The organism is Nocardioides sp. CF8 (assembly GCF_000389985.1).
GTDB classification, from domain to species: Bacteria; Actinomycetota; Actinomycetes; order Propionibacteriales; family Nocardioidaceae; genus Nocardioides; species Nocardioides allogilvus.
Genome location: NZ_CM001852.1, coordinates 1,807,766 through 1,825,394, shown reverse-complemented (window position 1 = coordinate 1,825,394; position 17,629 = coordinate 1,807,766). Strand labels below are relative to the sequence as shown.

The following is a 17,629-nucleotide window of genomic DNA, read 5'->3' as shown; positions in this document are numbered from 1 at the left end:
CTACCGGGGAACGACCTCGTCGTGGTGAAGCGTGGGTGGACGCGCAACGTACTGTGGCAAGACGGAGCAATCTTGCTCCGCCAACCAGGGAGTCCCGATGGCCGACAAGTCGCCACGGCAAGGCATGACCAAGAAGTCCAAGTCCATCAAGGAGAAGCGGGCCGACAAGCAGGCCAAGGCAGCCGGCGGCAGCGCCGCCGTGGAGAGCTTGGGCAGCAAGAAGAAGTGACGCTCCTCAGCCTCGGCATCGTCGGCACCTCCACCAAGGAGAACGAGCACCGACTGCCTCTCCACCCCGACCACCTCGTCCGCCTGGACCCGCGCATCGCTGCGCGCACCACCCTCGAGCACGGGTACGGCGAACGCTTCGGTCGCAGTGACGCCGACCTGGCCCCGCTCGTCGCCGGGTTCGCGACCCGCGAGGAGATCATCACCGGCTCCGACGTCGTGGTGCTCCCGAAGCCCCAGCACGAGGACGTCGCGGCCATGCACGCCGGCCAGGTCCTGTGGGGCTGGCCGCACTGCGTGCAGGACCCGACGATGACGCAGCTCGCGATCGACCGCGAGCTCACCCTGATCGCCTTCGAGGCGATGAACCACTGGACTCGCGACGGCTCGGTCGGCCTGCACGTCTTCCACAAGAACAACGAGCTCGCGGGCTACTGCTCGGTGCTGCAGGCGATGGAGCTCGTCGGCATCACCGGCGACTACGGTCGCCGGCTCAGCGCCGTGGTCATCGGCTTCGGCGCGACCGCGCGTGGGGCGGTCACCGCCCTCAAGGCCCACGGGGTCAGCGACGTCGCCGTGCTCACCACGCGGGGCGTGGCCGCGGTCGGCTCACCGATCCACTCCGTGCAGATCCGCCAGTTCGACCACGACCCGGACGACCCGGCCAACACCCAGGTCATCACCGACCGGGGCCGGGTCCCGCTGGCGCCGTACCTCGCGGAGAACGACATCGTCGTCAACTGCACGCTGCAGGACACCGCAGCCCCGTTGACCTACCTCGCCACCGAGGACCTCGCCGCGTTCCGCCAGGGCAGCCTGATCGTGGACGTGTCGTGCGACGAGGCGATGGGCTTCACCTGGGCCACGCCGACGACCTTCGACGATCCGATGTTCACCGTCGGTGGCCGCGTGCACTACTACGCGGTCGACCACAGCCCGTCCTACCTCTGGAACTCCGCGACCTGGGAGAACAGCGAGGCGCTGATGCCGTTCGTCGAGACGGTGCTCTCCGGCCCCGCCGCGTGGGCGGCCGACGAGACCATCACGCGCGCCATCGAGATCCAGGACGGCCGGGTGCGCAATCCTGCGATCCTGTCGTTCCAGGGACGCGCGGAGGCCCACCCGCACCCGGTCGCCTAGCGGCGATCAGCCCCAGGCGTCCGCGAGCAGGCGGCGGGTGTCCTCCAGCAGCTGCGGCAAGATCTTGGTGTCGCTGATGACGGTGATGAAGTTGGCGTCGCCCGACCAGCGCGGAACGACGTGCTGGTGCAGGTGCGACGCCAACGACCCGCCCGCGGGACCGCCGAGGTTGAGCCCGACGTTGAAGGCGTGCGGCGTGCTGACCTTGCGGATCACCCGGATCGCCTGCTGGGTCATGGCCATCAGCTCGCCCGACTCCTCGGGCGTGAGGTCCTCGAGCTCGGCGACGTGGCGGTAGGGCAGCACCATGAGGTGGCCGGGGTTGTAGGGGTGCAGGTTGAGCACGGCATAGGCGGCGTCCCCGCGCGCGACGATCAGGTTGGCCTCGTCGTCGCCCTGCGGGATCCGGCAGAACGGGCAGCCGTCGGCCGTCATGTCCGAGCGGACATAGGCCATGCGGTACGGTGTCCAGAGCCGTTCGAGGTCGCTCACTGCGCGCCCTCGGGACCCGGGCCGGCGAGCAGCTCCTCGATCGGCTGGTCCGCGCGCAGCTCGAGCCCGAGCGCGCCGGCGTGCCCGTGGAGCTGGAACCACACGGAGGCCGTCGTGAGCTCCGCCAGCACCTCGGCGCTGGGCTCGCGCTCCGGCCGGGCCAGCCATCGCCGTACGACTCCGAAGGCACCGCCGACGAAGCCGTGGACGAGGGGGTCGATCGCTGCTCGTTCGTCGGCGCTGAGCTCGAGCCCCAGGATCTCGAGGGCGGTCCCGATCAGCTCGACGACGCGGCCGGCGATCACCGCGACCCCCTCGTCGAGGGGGTTGCCGCCACCGGGTTCGCTGGTGACCGCGACGCCGTGCAGCGCGGGATGGGCCGCGGCCCAGTTGACGTACTCCGCCACGGCGCGCTCGATGATCTGCGGGATCGTGCCCTCCAGCGTGAGCACGGGCAACAGGTGGGCCCACACGTCGTTGAGGATCGCGGCCCGGATCGCCCGGTCCAGCTCGGCGCGGTCGGTGAAGTGGCGGTAGATCACCGTGCGGCCGACGCCTGCGCGCTCGGCGATGTGGGCGACGTTGACCTCGTCACCGGGCGGCGTCGCCTCGATGACCTCGAGCGCGGCGGCCAGGATGGCGGCGCGGCGCTCGATGTTGTGCTGCTCCCAGCGGACCTGGCGGCCATCTGTGGGCCCGACGCTCATCGCCCCTCCGCATGTTCGGCTACACGGTCTCGCGGAGCCTACTCGTCGGGGTCGTCGCCGGGCCCGGCGGCTCAGGCGGCAGCGGAGGCGGGCTCGCCGCGGAACCTGGCCGAGCGGCCGTCGATCTTGAGCAGCCGCCAGACCCGGCGCGAGACGGGATTCATCAGGCCGATGTCCTCGCTGAGCATCCGGACGTCGCCGAACAGGTCGCGCAGCACCTTCCGCGAGCTCGGCTGGGCCCAGTAGACCTCCTTGAACACGTCGTCCGGGAGGCCGATGTCGCGGCGCGCGCGCTTGCTCGGCTTGATGATCTCGTCGCACAGCCAGCGCATGACGACCGGTGTGAGGACGGCGACCAGCTGGCGCTCGATCGGGCCGAGCCTCGGTGCGTTGAAGGTGAGGAACTGGTGGGCGAAGCCGATGTGGCGGGCCTCCTCGGCGACGTGGATCTGCATGATCCGCTGCAGCAAGGGGTGCATGTCGTCGCCGGCGCGCAACACGGCCTTCTGCATGTGGTCGATGGGCTCCTCCCCCGCCAGCACGCCGATGAAGAAGCCGAACGGCACGATGCTGGCGGCGAGCGGCAGGATCGGGGCCACACCGCGGAAGAACCTCGACCCGCCGGCGACGTCGGCACCGGAGCGGTTGACGAACTCCTGGAACATCTGGGTGTGGTGGCACTCCTCGGTCGCCTCGTGGGTGGCGTAGCGGAACTCCGGGGAGCCGTTCGGCAGGCGGTGCAGGTAGTTCATGATGCCGGCGATCAGGACCTGCTCGAACTGCAGGCCGACCTTGGTGACGTTGGCCTGGAGGTAGAGACCGACGCGGATCTGCTCCTCCTCGGGCAGCCCGAGGTACCACTCGTGCGACCCGAGCACGTGCTCGCGCGGCAGCTTCCAGCGTGGGTCTGCCGGGTCGACCGCGAAGTCCGGGTGGTCCCAGTCGATGTCGACGAAGGCGTCGAAGTGCTGCTCGACCGAGGCTTGCGAGAGCGTGCGAAGGCTGTCGTGGAACTCCTGCTTCGTGGTCATACCCCGAAGTTAGCGTGACGTCGTGTCGGTGTAAATGGATACGCGCGACACGACGTCACATATATTTCGGGCTCAGACCTGCTCGCGGCTCGCCACGGCGCTCGCGACCCTGGCGATGGCCTCCTCGAGGGGCACGCCGTTGTCCTGGCGGCCGTCGCGGTAGCGGAAGCTCACAGCGCCCTTCTCGATGTCGTCGTCGCCGGCGATCATCATGAACGGCACCTTCTGCAGCTGGGCGTTGCGGATCTTCTTCTGCATCCGGTCGTCGGAGTCGTCGACCTCGACCCGCAGCCCGGCCACCTTCATCTGCCGCGCGACGTCGTGGAGGTAGTCGTTGTGCTTGTCGGCGATCGGGATCGCCTGCACCTGGACCGGCGCGAGCCAGGGCGGGAACGCTCCGGCGTAGTGCTCGACCAGGACGCCGAAGAAGCGCTCGAGCGAGCCGAACTTCGCCGAGTGGATCATCACCGGCTGGTGCTTGGCACCGTCGGCGCCGTTGTACTCGAGCTCGAAGCCCTTGGGCTGGTTGAAGTCGTACTGGATCGTCGACATCTGCCAGGTGCGGCCGATGGCGTCGCGTGCCTGCACGGAGATCTTGGGACCGTAGAACGCCGCGCCACCCGGGTCGGGCACGAGCTCCAGGCCGGAGTCGATCGCGACGTCCTCGAGCACCTTGGTGGCCACCGCCCACTCCTCCTCGGTGCCCACGAACTTGTCGGGCTTGGCGTCGTCGCGCGTCGAGAGCTCGAGGTAGAAGTCGTCGATGCCGAAGTCGCGCAGCAGGCCGAGGACGAACTCCAGGAGGTGCTTGACCTCGGCGGGCGCCTGCTCAGGGGTGACGTAGGAGTGGCTGTCGTCCTGGGTCAGCCCGCGGACGCGGGTGAGGCCGTGCACGACGCCGGACTTCTCGTAGCGGTAGACCGAGCCGAACTCGAACAGCCGCAGCGGCAGCTCGCGGTAGGACCGTCCGCGCGAGCGGAAGATCAGGTTGTGCATCGGGCAGTTCATCGCCTTGAGGTAGTAGTCCGACCCCTCGAACTCCATCGGCGGGAACATCGTGTCCTTGTAGTAGGGCAGGTGTCCGGAGGTGTGGAACAGCCCCTCCTTGCTGATGTGGGGGGTGCCGACGTAGTCGAAGCCCTCCTCGATGTGGCGCTGGCGGACGTAGTCCTCCATCACCCGCTTGATGACGCCGCCCTTGGGGTGGAACACCGCGAGGCCGGAGCCGATCTCGTCGGGGAAGCTGAACAGGTCGAGGTCGCGCCCGAGCTTGCGGTGGTCGCGGCGCTCGGCCTCCTCGATGCGGTGGAGGTGCTCGTCGAGCGCCTCCTTTGTCTCCCAAGCGGTGCCGTAGATGCGCTGGAGCATCTTGTTCTTCTCGTCGCCGCGCCAGTACGCCGCTGCGGTCCGCATCAGCTTGAAGGCGGGGATCCGCTTGGTGGTCGGGATGTGCGGGCCGCGGCACAGGTCGGACCACTTGGCCTCGCCGTTGCGCCCGATGTTGTCGTAGATGGTGAGCTCGGCACCTTCACCGCTGTCGACCTCGACGCTCGCACCCTCGGTGTCGTCGGCCCCGGCGCCGCCCTTGAGCCCGATCAGCTCGAGCTTGTAGGGCTCGTCCTGGAGCTCGTTGATCGCGTCGGCGTCGGTGGTGACCCGGCGCTCGAAGCGCTGGTTCTCCTTGATGATCTTGCGCATCGCGGACTCGATCTTGGTGACGTCCTCCGGCACGAACGGGGTCTCGACGTCGAAGTCGTAGTAGAAGCCGTTCTCCACCGGCGGGCCGATGCCGAGCTTGGCCTCGGGCCAGAGCTGCTGGACGGCCTGGGCCATCACGTGGGCGGTCGAGTGGCGCAGGATGTCGCGGCCGTCGTTGCTGGCGATGTCGACGCCCTCGACCTCGTCACCGTCCCGGAGCTCGTAGGCGAGGTCCTTGAGGTCTCCCCCCACCCGGGCGGCGATGACGTCGGCGTCGTCCTTGAAGAGCTCCCAGGCCTTGGTGCCCGTCGTGGTCGAGTGCTCCTGACGCTGGCCAGCGTGGATGCGGACGACCTTGATGTCGGACACGTGGTGCTCCTTGAGTGGTGCGAGAAACGGACGGTGCCGATGCTATCGGCCGGTCTCGTCCCGGCTCACCCCAGTTTGCCGCTGGGGCCGACGGCGTCTCAAAACGGGCAAGTGCCCTCGACACGGTGTGACGCGCACCACCATGCTCACGCGCACCAACTATCGCTAGGAGACACACCCCCGATGCGTCACACTCCCCTGCGCAACACCCTTGCCCTCCTCGTGGCGGGTGCCACGGCACTCGTCGCGCTCGCCACCCCCGGCGCCCAGGCTGCCAAAGCGGCGACCCCCGACGGCTACGTCGCCCTCGGCGACTCCTACTCCTCCGGCAACGGCGCCAACTCGACCAACCTCGACTTCTTCTGCAACCGCAACACCTACGCCTACCCCTACCTCGTGGCCCAGCAGCGCCCCAACACGGCCTTGACGTTCGTCGCGTGCGGCGGTGCCACCACCACCGACGTCAACAACAACCAGATCAGCGCGCTGGCCTCGACGACGAAGTTCGTCACGATCACGATCGGTGGCAACGACATCGGCTTCGTCAACCTGCTGACGAGCTGCTGGGCCTACAACGACGACGCCCAGTGCCAGGCGGCGGCGGACACCGCGAACGGCAAGATCGCCAACCAGCTGGGAGCCGCCCTCGACGGCACCTACGCCCGGATCAAGGCTGCGTCCCCCACGGCCACCGTCGTGGTCCTGGGCTACCCCAACCCGCTGGGCACCAACCTCTCGTGCCTGGCCGCGGACGGCATCAGCACCGCCAACCGCACGTCGATCAACTCCGTGGTGACCAACCTGGAGTCGAAGATCTCGAACCGGGTCGCCGCCGCTGGATTCACCTACAAGTCGGCGATCTCCCCGTTCGGCGGGCACGACATCTGCGCCAGCGACCCCTGGGTCAACGGCAAGGCCTGGAACCTGGCCGACGCCTACCACCCGTCGCGCAGCGGCTACGCCAACGGCTACACCCCGCTGGTGCGCGCGGTCATCGGCTGATCGAGCTGGACCACCGGCTGCCAACCGCCGGATCGTCGGACGTTGATCGCAACGTCCGACGATCCGGTCGCCCCGGCAGCCACCTCGTCGGACCTCCCGGCGGACGTCCGACAGCTCAGCGGGCGGTGAGCTCGCCCGTCTGCACCCGCCACAGGGCGGCGTAGGCACCGTCGAGCGCGAGCAGCTCGTCGTGGGTTCCGCCCTCGATGACCCGCCCGGCGTCGAGCACCCAGATGCGGTGGGCGTGCCGGACGGTCGAGAGCCGGTGGGCCACGACGAGGGCGGTGCACTGGGCGGTCGCCTGGCGCAGCGAGCGCTGGATCGCGGCCTCGGTCTCGTTGTCGACGGCACTGGTCGCCTCGTCCAGCACGAGCACGGCCGGGTCGCGCAGCAGGGCCCGCGCCAGGGCGAGGCGCTGGCGCTGGCCGCCGGAGAGGGTGACGCCACGCTCCCCCACCCACGCGTCCAGCCCGTCGGGCAGCGCCTCGATGAAGTCGAGCGCGGCAGCTGCCTCGGCGGCGGCCCGGATCTGCTCGCGCGTCGCGTCGGGCCGGCCGTAGGCGATGTTGTCGGCGATCGAGCCGGCGAACATGAAGACGTCCTGCGCGACATAGCCCATCGACCCGCGCAGCGAGTCCCAGTCGAGCTCGCGGACGTCCTGGCCGTCGAGGAGCACCTGGCCCGAGCGCGCGTCGTCGAAGCGGAGCACGAGGCGCAGCAGCGACGACTTGCCCGAGCCCGTGGCGCCGACGATCGCGTGGGTCTCGCCGGCAGGGACGACGAGGTCGATGTCGTGGAGCACGTCCGGCCCGTCGCCGTACCCCGAACGCACGCCGCGCAGCTCGATCCGCCCGGCCACCGGTCGCGCGAGGGCGGTCGCGCCCGCGGGCACGGTCACGGGCTCCTCGAGCAGGCCGAGGATGCGGCTGGCCGAGGCCCGGCCGCGCTGGTAGAGGTCGAGCACCTCGGCGACGTCGGTGAGCGGCCACAGCAGTCGCTGGGTCATGAAGACCAGCACGGAGTAGAGGCCGACCTCGAGGTCGCCGCGCAGCGCCGCCCAGCCGCCGAGCAGCAGGGTGCAGGTGAAGCCGGCCAGGATCGCCATCCGGACGAGCGGGACGAACGCGGCGGACGAGCGGATGGCCACGGTGTTGGCGTCGCGGTAGGCACGGGACACGGCTGCCACCCGGTCGCGCTCGCGGTCCTCGGCCGTGAACGCCTTGATCGTGGCGATGCCCGCGAGGTTGGCGCTGAGCGTCCCGGACAGGTCGGCCACGGCGGACCGCACCCGGACGTAGAGCGGCTCGAGGCGCCGCTGGAACACCAGCGAGCCCAGCACGATGACGGGGATCGGCAAGAACGCCAGCACCAGCAGCTGGCCGGACGCGACCGCGAAGACGCCGCCGACGAGCAGGATGTTGAGCGCGGTCTGGAGGATCGCGGGCGCGCCGATGTCGAGGAAGCGCTCGAGCTGGTTGACGTCGTCGTTCAGCGTGGCCAGCGTCGAGCCGGCCGGGCGTGACTCGTGCCAGCCGAGGTCGAGGTGCTGCACGTGGTCGTAGGCCTCGACCCGCAGGTCGTGCTCGACTCCCTGGGCGAGACCTCGCCACAGCACGTCGGCGACGTACTGCGTGGCGGACTCGATGACCCAGACGACGACGTTGATGACCGCCAGCCAGCCCAGCTGCGCGTAGCGCGACTCGACGCCGAGCAGGTCGCCGATGAAGGAGGCGTCGCCGCGTACGACGACGTCGACCGCCGCGCCGATGAGCAGCTCGGGCATGACGTCGGCGACCTTGTTGACCGTCGAGGCCACGACGGCAGCGATGAAGCGGCCGCGGTAGGCGCGGTAGCGCTTCCAGAGCGCGCGCAGGGGCTGGTCGGCGTCATGGGTGACGGCCTGGGACACGCGGTCCTCCATCGAAACGTCGGGGTTCGGCGGCAGCAACCGTAGGCTCGACGGTATGCAGCGCCGCGTGGTGGGTACGGCAAGTGGCAGCAGCCACCTGCGCCATCCGCGGCGCACGACTCCCCACAGATAGAAGGTGCGTCATGACAACACTTCTCTTCATCATCGCCGCGATCCTGGTGATCGCCGGAATCGTCTCCCTGGTGCGCGGACAGCTGGTGATGGGAGCGGTGCTCATCGTCGTGGGCCTGCTCGTCGGCCCGGGTGGCTACAGCATCTTCAGGTGACGACCGAGAGCCTGGCCTTCGGATCGCTGGCGATCGCGTTCGACCACCGGGTCCTGCGCCCACGCGAGTGGACGGTGGCCCAGTCCGAGTGGGCTGCCCAGATCCTGCGTACGGCGCCGGACGGACCGGTGCTCGAGCTGTGCTCGGGCGCCGGGCAGATCGGGTTGCTGGCCGTCGCCGGCTCCGGGCGTCCGCTGGTCTGCGTGGACGCGAGCGACGTGGCCTGCGAGTTCGCCCGCACGAACGCGCTCGCGGCCGGGTTGGCCGAGCAGGTCGACGTGCGCCACGCCCCGCTGGAGAGCGCCGTGGGGCCGACCGAGGTGTTCGCGCTCGTCATCGCGGACCCGCCGTGGGTGCCGCGCCTGGACACCGGACGCTTCCCCGAGGATCCGCTGTCGGCGATCGACGGCGGTCCTGACGGCCTCGACGTCGCGCGCGCCTGCCTCCAGGTGATCCGCCGGCACCTCGCGCCCGGGGGTTCGGCGCTGCTCCAGCTCGGCACCACGGAGCAGGCCGACGTCCTCGCGGACGAGGAGCTGCACCTCGCCGACGCCCTGACGCTGAGTGAGGTGCGCCAGCAGGAGCGCGGGGTGCTGGTGCGGATCGACCGGGACGCCGCCAGCGCGGAGTAGCCGGCTCAGTCGCCCCTGCGCGCGATCACCTTGTGCGTGCCGTCGCACCACGGCAGCCGGCTCGATTTCTCGCAGCGGCACAGTGCGACGACCGGTCGCTCGACGGCGTGGACGCGACCGTCGGCGTCCTCGATGCTGCGCACTCCCCGGACCAGCATCGGCCCGTCCGGGACGAGGACCACCTCGGAGTGCTCGAACGCCTGGGGACTCATGACGCGACTCCCCAGCTGTCGAGCATCGCCGTGGCGAACCGCGCCTCGAGGTCCAGGCAGGTGAAGGCGCCGAACAGGATGTCCCCCGCCTGCTCCGGCTGCTCCTCGGCCAAGGTGCCGCAGATGTCGCGGAGGGCCGTCTGCTCGTGGATCGCGTCCGCCTCCACGTGCTCGTCGTAGTAGCGCACCATCTCCGTCGGCAGCCCCAGCCGGGCGAACCCCTGCACCATGCGGCGGGACGGCAGGGAGCTGGTCGCCTCGAAGGCGGCGAGGTGTCCCATGGCGGCCCCGCGGAGCCGGCGCTGCATGCCGAACATGCTCGCGGCGTTGTTCATCTCGAACACCTCGGGCAGCGCGTCGTCGACGTACGCGCCGTAGTCGGACCGCAGGCCGACGGCCTCGAGTCCCTGGGCGAACAGGTGGGCGTGCAGGCGGTTGGGGTCGCCGTCGCCGTACTCGTCGAAGAGCAGCTCCACGAGGGCGGTCTTGGCCCGGACCGGGAGCCGGGGCACGACCCAGGCGGACGGGTCCGCCTCCTTGAGGTGGTAGACGGAGCGCTGTCGCAGCAGCTCCATCACCTGGTCGAGGTCGGCGCGCCGGTGGACGTGCTCGGCGAGGGAGGGACCGTCGTCCTCCGCGACCAGGCGCACCAGCTCCGCAGGGACGTCGGTCGGCGCCGGCTGGGCGCCCGGCCAGCGGTCGCGGAGCCGGGCCTCCAGGTCGGTCTCGAGCCGCGCGCGCAGCAACAGCACGGGCGGGCTGGTCTCGGCCAGGTCGTGGACGTCCTCGAACCCGCCGTACGACAGCTCGTGCACCGCCCAGAGCGTGAGGTCGGCGTCCTCGATGCTGTCCGGCTGGACGCTCACTCCTGTCTCGGCAGCTTGGCCATCGGGCAGGGACCGCAAGAGGTCGAAGGCCGCTTCACTGAGGCTTCCGCGTGGCTTGGGGAGATACATGGATGAAGTTGTACCCCGAAATCGACAGATCAGGCGTGACCTCGGACGACTGGTCACCGCCTTGTCGGGTACCGGCCATCGCAAGGACACCCCGACCCCGGACCTCCAAGGAGCTGTGATGGCCGAGAACACCCGACGGATGCACGTCACCCCCGAGCAGATGTGGGAGACCCTGAGCGACGGCTGGCTCTTCCCCGTGTGGGTGGTGGGCGCCTCGCGGATGCGGGAGGTCGACGACGACTGGCCCGCCGCCGGCAGCAGGCTGCACCACTCCGTCGGTGTCTGGCCCGCGCTGATCAACGACTACACGGAGGTCGTCGAGTGCCGGCCGCACCACAGCCTGACGTTGCGCGCTCGCGCCTGGCCGATGGGCGAGGCCCGGGTGGTCATCTCGCTGAGCCCGGTCGGCGCGGAGACCGAGGTCAGCATCGTCGAGGACCCCGTCTCCGGGCCGGGCGTGCTCGTGCCGCGGCCCGCGCGCTCGCTGGGCCTGAAGTGGCGCAACACCGAGACCCTCCGGCGCCTGGCGTTCGTCGCCGAAGGACGTCGATGACCTGGGACGCGGTGGTGGTCGGGGCCGGGCCCAACGGCCTGGTCGCAGCCAACAGGCTGCTCGATGCCGGGTGGTCGGTGCTCCTGCTGGAGGCCCAGCCCGAGGTCGGCGGTGCCGTGCGCAGCGACCGGGAGGTGCACCCGGGCTTCGTGCACGACACGTTCAGCGCGTTCCACCCGCTCGCCGCCATCTCCCCCACCATCGCGTCCTTCGACCTGGAGGACCATGGGCTGGTGTGGCAGCACGCGCCCGCCGTGCTCGGCCACCCCTTCGAGGACGGCAGCTGGGCGGTGCTGCACCGCGACCGCGAGCTCACGGCGGCGGGGCTCGACGACCTGCAACCCGGCGACGGCCGCGCGTGGCTGGAGCTCTGCGAGCAGTGGGACCGCGTCGGTCCGCACCTCATCGGCGCCCTGCTCACGCCCTTCCCACCCGTGCGCCACGGGGTCGGGCTGCTGGCCGCGCTCCGGCACGTCGGCGGCCTCGACTTCGTCAAGACCCTGCTCACCCCGGCCACGACCCTGGTCCGGCAGCGCTTCGGTGGCGAGGGCGCGCGCCTGCTGCTCGCCGGCAACTCCGCGCATGCGGACATCCCCCTCGACTCGCCGGGCTCCGGCCTGATGGGGCTGCTGCTGGCGATGCTCGGGCAGACGGTCGGCTTCCCCGTCCCCGAGGGCGGTGCCGGCGGGCTCTCGCGCTCGCTGGCCCGACGGTTCCTGGCCGGTGGCGGTGAGATCCGCACCGACGCCGAGGTCGAGCACGTCGAGGTCACGCGCGGTCGCGCCGTCGCGGTCCGCACGATCGGTGGGGAGAGGTACGCCGCTGGGCGAGCCGTCATCGCCGACGTGCTCGCGCCCACGCTCTACACGCGCCTGCTGGAGCGCTCCGACGTGCCGGAACGGGTCTTCAGGTCTCTCGAGACGTTCGAGCTCGACCCCGGGACGGTCAAGGTCGACTGGGCGCTGGCCCGCCCCGTCCCGTGGCAGGTCGCGCCGGACACGGCGTGCGGCACCGTCCACGTCGCCGACTCGGTGGCCGACATGGCGCTCGCCATGTCGCAGGTGCAGGCAGGCGCCGTACCCGCCTCTCCGTTCATGCTCTCCGGCCAGATGACCACTGCCGACGCCACCCGCTCCCCCGCCGGGACCGAGTCCTTCTGGGCCTACGCGCACGTCCCGCAACACACCAGCAGCGACGGCGGGGACGGCGGGATCCGTGGGGTGTGGGACCGCGACGACTGCGAGCGCTTCGCCGATCGCATGCAGGCCCGGCTCGAACGGCTGGCGCCCGGCTTCGGCGACGCTGCGCTCGCGCGACGGATCCTGGGTCCGCGGGAGCTGGAGGCGCGCAACGCCAACCTGGTGGGCGGCTCCCTCAACGGCGGCAGCGCCCAGCTCCACCAGCAGCTGGTGCTCCGTCCGCTGCCGGGGCTCGGGCGGGCCGAGACGCCGGTGCGGGGTCTCTTCCTCGGCTCCGCCTCCGCCCATCCGGGCGGAGGGGTCCACGGCGCCTGCGGGGACAACGCCGCCCGGGCCGCGCTCGCGCACGACCGGCTGCGGCGGGTGCTTCCCGGACGTGTGGCGAGCCCCTAAGGGTCCGGCCACCAGGAGGAGGGGCAGCCGGGGGCGTTCCCCGATGCGCCGTTCCGCCAGCAGGGCAGAGAGTCAGCAGATGACCATGACGACCCGCCTTGCCGCGCTGATCGCCCCCTCGGGACTGTTGGTCTACAGCGTCCTGCGCTGGCTCGACGGCCGCGACGGACACCACGGCCCCGGCCTGGCCTGGGACCTCGGCCACTCTGCGTTCCTCATCGCGTTCATCGCGTTCGCGACTCTGACCGTCGCGATCGGTCGCACCGTCGCGACGAGGATCGCCTTGATGACCACGGCCACGACCGTGCTCGGTGCCGCTCTCTTCGTCTGGGTCATCGTCGGCGACCTGTCGCCCGACTTCAAGGACTGGGCGAGCATGCCGGACGTCCTGAAGTTGATCGGCCCGCCCGCGTTCGTCCTGGGCTTCGTCGCCACGCTCCATCTCGCCGGTCGATCCGGGGTCGCGCCGCGCTCCAGCGCCTGGCTCGCGCTCGTCGGGTTCGTGCTGATCATCGTGGAACTCGATCTGCTCCCGCTCGCGGCGTCGTGCTCCTGGTCGCGCTCAGTCCGCTCGTGAGTCGGCAGCGCCGGCCGGTCCCCCTCTAGCCCTTCGAGCGGTGCGGCATCTGTTCGGCGAGGGCGCTATCGGAGCTAATGGAGGACGCCGCTCTCGACACAGGGCAGAGCGTTGCGCATGTCAAGAAGACCGCGCAGGTCGGCCGCGCCTTCGCTGAGACCGCGAAGCAGTACGTCGCGTGCAACCGGGCCCATGGGCGCGGTCATCGCAGTGAGCTTTCGGCCCAACGAGACGGTCTCTCCGTCAGCCAGCGGATGGCTCGTGAGCGGTTTCATCAAGCACTGAGAGCTGCTCGGTGAGGAGGTGTCGCATCTGGCTGCGATGGCGCCTGTCCATCTCACGCAGCTTGGCGATCTGTGTCTCAAGGGTTGTCTTCTCATCGCTCAGATCGGCCAGTGCCGTGACGCGCTCGCGGTCGAGCGCGGCGGCCTGCTCCGACTTGCGGCTGGCCAGTTCGGCTGCGACCCGATCCGCCTCGTTGCGACTGGCCTCCAGGATCGCGTCAGCCTTGGCCTGTGCGGCGCTCACCAGCGATTCGGCCTCCGTCCCCGCGTCGATGACGAGCCGGTCGGCGGTGAGGCCAGCCAGCTCGAGCATCCGCTCAACGGCACTCGTTGGGGTCTCCTGGGCCGCGATCGGCGTCTGGACCGGGCGTAGGTCTTGATCGGAGCTCGGCGACATGTTTCTCCCAAGAGTTGGTCGAGTGCTGGTCTGCCACGTGGACGGGTGATTCGGCGACAGATGGGCTGTTGCGCCCAGCCCGAGCTGGCCGGGCTGGGCGCCGAGCCGACTTACCTGGGAGGGGTGGAGCAGCCCGGATGCGGGTTTACAGCATTCTCAACCTGCATCAAGGCCGCAAGTTACGGACACTTCCATGACTACCCGCGGGTAGGTGAGACGGATCACGCCAAGCACCGGGTTACCGCCCAGTTTGCGAGATGCAGGCGCTTCGACATGGCCGCTGCCCATGTGGTCGCGGGCGCCCCGGGCACGCGAAGTCGCTCGAGCCGAACGGGGCTCGCCAGATGCACGAGAGGCCGCCTCCCCGACGGGAAACGGCCTCTGATGTGCACGAACGTGGGTGGGCGATACTGGGTTCGAATCTTATTCCAGCGTATGCGGCGATACTGGCCAAAAGTGGACAAAAGCCCTCTGACCTGCAGAAACAGGACCATCTATCGCTAGGGCGCGTGGACAGAAGCACACATGTTTTGCCATCCTAGTTGCACGTTGTTGCACGAACTAGGGAGCGGACATGCCACGCAGGCGCGGATTCGGTGCGATCAGGAAGCTTCCCAGCAAGCGCTACCAAGCGTCCTACCTCGGCCCCGACACGATCCGGCACATCGCCCCGGTCACGTTCGAGACGGCCGAGGATGCCGAGGCGTGGCTCACCGATCGACGCCGCGAGATCAAGAACGAGGACTGGACACCGCCGACGACGAAGGCGCCACTCACATTCGGGGAGCACGCCGAGCGCTGGCTCACGCACCGCCAGTTGAAGCCGCGCACGCGCTACCACTATCGCAAGATCCTCGACGCGCGGATCCTCCCGACGTTCGGCGACGTCGCCCTGAAGCACGTCACGGCCGACCTGATCGACGACTGGCACTACCGGATGGGCGACTCGACCCCGACAGCCAACGCGCACGCCTACGGCCTCATGAGGACAATCCTTAGCGACGCTGTGCAACGCCGACTCATCGAATTCAACCCCTGCCACATCCGGGGCGCGGGCAACACCAAGCGCGTCAAGCAGATCGGCCCCGCCACCCTGCCCGAGCTCGAGGCCCTGACTCTGGCGATGCCCGAGCGCTACCGGCTCATGATCCTTCTGGCCGCATGGTGCGGACTCCGCTTCGGTGAGATCACCGAACTACGCCGCCACGACTTCGACCTGACCAACGGCGTCGTGAAGATCCGCCGAGCCGTCGTCCGCGTCAACGGTGAGTTCATCATCGGCACACCGAAGTCCGACGCTGGCAGCCGCGACGTCTCGATCCCGCCGCACCTGCTCCCCATCGTGAAGGCGCACCTGGCCGACAACATCACCGGAGGCCGGGACGGTCTGCTCTTCCCATCCGCGGGCGACCCGACGAAGCACCTGGCGCCCGCCACCCTCTACAGGGTCTTCTACAAGGCGCGCGAGGAAGCCGGCAGACCCGATCTCCGGTTCCACGACCTCCGCCACACCGGCGCGGTCCTGGCCGCGAGCACGGGTGCCACGCTGGCCGAGCTGATGGCCCGCCTCGGACACTCCACCGCCGGCGCGGCCTTGCGGTATCAGCACGCCGCGAAGGACCGCGACAAGGTGATCGCCCAGGCCTTGTCGAACCTGGCAACGAAGAGCCTCTGACCGAGAGCCAACGTCAGGGGGCTAACGAAGGGCTAACGAGACACTTCCGTCCCTGTCCTGCACTTGGTCACGCCACGCAGCGCTCTCCGTAACCGACTCAACCAGCGCGCGCGATCGCTGACTCCAAGAGCGGGACGGGAGTGGCTTGTGCGTCCCGAACACGGATCCGCTACCGGGATGGCGGACCGAGAAAGTTTGTGGGGTCGTACGGTTGGGTGCCGCCCTCGACGGTCCACAGGGCGGCCAGCGGCATCAGGTCGGTGATGAGCACGCTCTTCAGACCTTCGCCGGTCGGCAAGATCACTCGGATATTCGAGTGGTAGTCGAAGAGCACCTGTCGGTCACGGCCACAGGGGCCGACTGCGCCGCGCCCGTGGTTTCCGACGGCCACAATCGCGGTGATCTCGCCTGCTCCGCCGACGCGGGCGGCACCCAGAGCGACCAGTTCGGCGCACGGCCCACCGGTGAAGTGATACAGGTTCACCCCGGCGAACATGCGCCCGTCTGCCGCGCGCACCGCCGCACCCATCGTATGGACGCCGTCCTCCTCGGGACCGGCGTCGGTGTTGGCGTCAATCGTCTCTCGGGCCAGCTCGACCAGCTCCCGCTCATCGTCGGTGAGATCCCGGGCGGAGGGCGGCAGCGGCATTCGGTGACGATGGCACACGCCCGCGGCTACGACAACCCACGCGGGCTCGGCGCGCAGGAGACCCCGTCGGCCCGTCCGATAGACGATCCGCTTTCGGCGACGCCGGGGCTGAACGGTTGAACCGCCTCGTCCCTCCGCGGATCCTCAACCGAAAATCATCGGCCCTGAGCGTTTGACTCCAGTGACACCGGCATTTGCAGGATGATGAGTATGCGGGCACAGGCCCGACCACCCCGAACGCTGCAGGGTATGGCTCATGACCAGCCGTCGGGTTCTCCTACTCATCCACCTCGCACTGGTCCTCCTCGGACTCGCCTACCTCGTACTCTCACTGACCGTCAGCAGAACCCCAGACGCCAATATCGGCGCAGGCCTAGCCGCCTTGTGGTTGATCGCGCTCGGATCACCGTGGGGTTGGCCGTTGCTGGCCCCGGGGGTGGTGGACAGCTCCAGCTCGACCGTCCTGCTGGCGGCAGCTAGCGCGCTGCTCAACCTAGGCTTACACGCGCTGCACTCCCTGCGCCGAGATCGCCCCGGGTCACAGGTGATGCGAACTCGTGCGCCCCACCGTCACCCGTAGCCGATCGTCTTGCGGACGTGAGCTGGCCGCGACGACTCGGAGGCCCTATCGAAGGACGCGCACGTCTTCAGTGTTGTGGCGACCGTGATCCATGATCTCGCCGCGCCATACGAAGCCGACGCGTTGCTCTGCGCCGAGCGACCGGTAACCCTCAGCGACGATGTCCGAGAAGTGGACGAAGAGCAACTATCCATCGTCGGCGGTGATCCTGCCGTAGCCCTTCTCCTGCTTGAACCACCTCACCGTACCGGTGCGACCCACGTCGAGAAGGTCGGGACGGCGTACGTCCAGGTCGTCGCTCACCATCGCGACCCTAGTCCGCAGAAGCGTTCGCTCGTCATAAGTCGATCGGCTCGCGGAGCGTGCCAGTGCGGGATCCGCTGTCGGTACGTCCGGATGAGTGAGCACAGCGGCAACCGTCGTCGTGGGGTGGACCGTGTCATGGCACGCCCGCTGGCTAGCGCGATGGTGAGCCGGTCGGGGGCGCGCTGGGTCCAGATGGCGGGTCGCATCGCTGTTGGGATCGTTGGAGGAGGTGTCGCTGCAGTGCGGCCATGTCCGGGGAAGATGCGTCGGCCGCTGGCTGGTCCGCACCGGTCGCCGCAGCGGGCCACCGGGGGCCATACGGTGTCGGCAGGCTGCTGGCGTGGCCCAGGTCG

Annotated in this window: 19 protein-coding genes; 9 read left to right on the top strand and 10 right to left on the bottom strand. The window is 69.6% G+C overall.

The window, feature by feature from the left end; all coding sequences use genetic code 11:
* Positions 1-97: 97 nt before the first annotated feature.
* Both CF8_RS23460 and CF8_RS08885 read left to right on the top strand, forming a co-directional pair.
* Positions 98-229 carry a hypothetical protein gene (locus CF8_RS23460; RefSeq protein WP_269634810.1) on the top strand — a complete coding sequence of 44 codons (132 nt, stop codon included), beginning with the start codon at positions 98-100 and terminating at the stop codon, positions 227-229.
* Positions 226-1,368, top strand: coding sequence for a N(5)-(carboxyethyl)ornithine synthase (locus CF8_RS08885; RefSeq protein ID WP_010832787.1), 1,143 nt, complete (start codon positions 226-228; stop codon positions 1,366-1,368). The genes CF8_RS23460 and CF8_RS08885 overlap by 4 nt, the downstream gene beginning before the upstream one ends.
* Before the next feature lie 6 nt (positions 1,369-1,374).
* Here the strand turns inward: CF8_RS08885 and CF8_RS08880 are convergent, their stop codons facing one another.
* From CF8_RS08880 to thrS, 4 genes are all read right to left on the bottom strand, one after another.
* Positions 1,375-1,860 carry an HIT family protein gene (locus tag CF8_RS08880; RefSeq protein ID WP_010832786.1) on the bottom strand — a complete coding sequence of 162 codons (486 nt, stop codon included), beginning with the start codon at positions 1,858-1,860 and terminating at the stop codon, positions 1,375-1,377.
* The gene (locus tag CF8_RS08875) at positions 1,857-2,567 is read right to left on the bottom strand and encodes a TetR/AcrR family transcriptional regulator (RefSeq protein WP_010832785.1); all 711 of its coding nucleotides are present in this window, start codon (positions 2,565-2,567) and stop codon (positions 1,857-1,859) included. Before CF8_RS08875 ends, CF8_RS08880 begins: the two co-directional genes overlap by 4 nt.
* A gap of 71 nt (positions 2,568-2,638) precedes the next feature.
* Positions 2,639-3,598 carry an AurF N-oxygenase family protein gene (locus CF8_RS08870; protein ID WP_010832784.1) on the bottom strand — a complete coding sequence of 320 codons (960 nt, stop codon included), beginning with the start codon at positions 3,596-3,598 and terminating at the stop codon, positions 2,639-2,641.
* A gap of 72 nt (positions 3,599-3,670) precedes the next feature.
* Positions 3,671-5,665: a threonine--tRNA ligase gene (thrS, locus tag CF8_RS08865; protein ID WP_010832783.1), complete on the bottom strand. Its 1,995-nt coding sequence runs from the start codon at positions 5,663-5,665 to the stop codon at positions 3,671-3,673.
* 183 nt (positions 5,666-5,848) lie between these two features.
* On the opposite strand from thrS, the gene CF8_RS08860 reads away from it, so the two are divergent.
* Complete coding sequence (locus CF8_RS08860) at positions 5,849-6,667, top strand: SGNH/GDSL hydrolase family protein (protein ID WP_010832782.1); 819 nt, start codon at positions 5,849-5,851, stop codon at positions 6,665-6,667.
* A gap of 115 nt (positions 6,668-6,782) precedes the next feature.
* Here the strand turns inward: CF8_RS08860 and CF8_RS08855 are convergent, their stop codons facing one another.
* Complete coding sequence (locus CF8_RS08855) at positions 6,783-8,576, bottom strand: ABC transporter ATP-binding protein (RefSeq protein ID WP_232211602.1); 1,794 nt, start codon at positions 8,574-8,576, stop codon at positions 6,783-6,785.
* A 143-nt stretch (positions 8,577-8,719) separates the two neighbouring features.
* On the opposite strand from CF8_RS08855, the gene CF8_RS22500 reads away from it, so the two are divergent.
* Together CF8_RS22500 and CF8_RS08850 are read left to right on the top strand one after the other, a co-directional pair.
* Positions 8,720-8,863, top strand: coding sequence for a GPGG-motif small membrane protein (locus CF8_RS22500; RefSeq protein WP_198016985.1), 144 nt, complete (start codon positions 8,720-8,722; stop codon positions 8,861-8,863).
* The gene (locus CF8_RS08850) at positions 8,860-9,495 is read left to right on the top strand and encodes a methyltransferase (protein WP_010832780.1); all 636 of its coding nucleotides are present in this window, start codon (positions 8,860-8,862) and stop codon (positions 9,493-9,495) included. Before CF8_RS22500 ends, CF8_RS08850 begins: the two co-directional genes overlap by 4 nt.
* A gap of 5 nt (positions 9,496-9,500) precedes the next feature.
* Here the strand turns inward: CF8_RS08850 and CF8_RS08845 are convergent, their stop codons facing one another.
* Together CF8_RS08845 and CF8_RS08840 are read right to left on the bottom strand one after the other, a co-directional pair.
* Entirely contained in the window at positions 9,501-9,707 is a 207-nt protein-coding gene (locus tag CF8_RS08845) for a CDGSH iron-sulfur domain-containing protein (RefSeq protein WP_036490623.1), read from the bottom strand.
* Complete coding sequence (locus CF8_RS08840; RefSeq protein WP_010832779.1) at positions 9,704-10,573, bottom strand: iron-containing redox enzyme family protein; 870 nt, start codon at positions 10,571-10,573, stop codon at positions 9,704-9,706. Before CF8_RS08840 ends, CF8_RS08845 begins: the two co-directional genes overlap by 4 nt.
* Positions 10,574-10,781: 208 nt before the next feature.
* Here CF8_RS08840 and CF8_RS08835 point away from each other — a divergent pair, with 208 nt between their 5' ends.
* From CF8_RS08835 to CF8_RS08825, 3 genes are all read left to right on the top strand, one after another.
* The gene (locus CF8_RS08835; protein ID WP_036490619.1) at positions 10,782-11,216 is read left to right on the top strand and encodes an SRPBCC family protein; all 435 of its coding nucleotides are present in this window, start codon (positions 10,782-10,784) and stop codon (positions 11,214-11,216) included.
* Positions 11,213-12,808: a phytoene desaturase family protein gene (locus tag CF8_RS08830; protein WP_010832777.1), complete on the top strand. Its 1,596-nt coding sequence runs from the start codon at positions 11,213-11,215 to the stop codon at positions 12,806-12,808. The genes CF8_RS08835 and CF8_RS08830 overlap by 4 nt, the downstream gene beginning before the upstream one ends.
* Before the next feature lie 79 nt (positions 12,809-12,887).
* Complete coding sequence (locus tag CF8_RS08825) at positions 12,888-13,385, top strand: hypothetical protein (RefSeq protein WP_010832776.1); 498 nt, start codon at positions 12,888-12,890, stop codon at positions 13,383-13,385.
* Between the two features lie 243 nt (positions 13,386-13,628).
* Here CF8_RS08825 and CF8_RS08820 read toward each other — a convergent pair whose 3' ends face one another.
* On the bottom strand, positions 13,629-13,982 hold the full coding sequence (locus CF8_RS08820; protein ID WP_036490617.1) for a hypothetical protein: 354 nt from the start codon (positions 13,980-13,982) through the stop codon (positions 13,629-13,631).
* A gap of 658 nt (positions 13,983-14,640) precedes the next feature.
* Between CF8_RS08820 and CF8_RS08815 the strand changes: the two genes are divergently transcribed.
* Entirely contained in the window at positions 14,641-15,741 is a 1,101-nt protein-coding gene (locus tag CF8_RS08815; protein WP_010832774.1) for a tyrosine-type recombinase/integrase, read from the top strand.
* Between the two features lie 169 nt (positions 15,742-15,910).
* On the opposite strand, the gene CF8_RS08810 is transcribed toward CF8_RS08815, so the two are convergent.
* Complete coding sequence (locus CF8_RS08810) at positions 15,911-16,390, bottom strand: cytidine deaminase family protein (protein ID WP_010832773.1); 480 nt, start codon at positions 16,388-16,390, stop codon at positions 15,911-15,913.
* A gap of 766 nt (positions 16,391-17,156) precedes the next feature.
* Positions 17,157-17,273: a cold shock domain-containing protein gene (locus CF8_RS22490; RefSeq protein ID WP_198016984.1), complete on the bottom strand. Its 117-nt coding sequence runs from the start codon at positions 17,271-17,273 to the stop codon at positions 17,157-17,159.
* Positions 17,274-17,629: the final 356 nt, after the last annotated feature.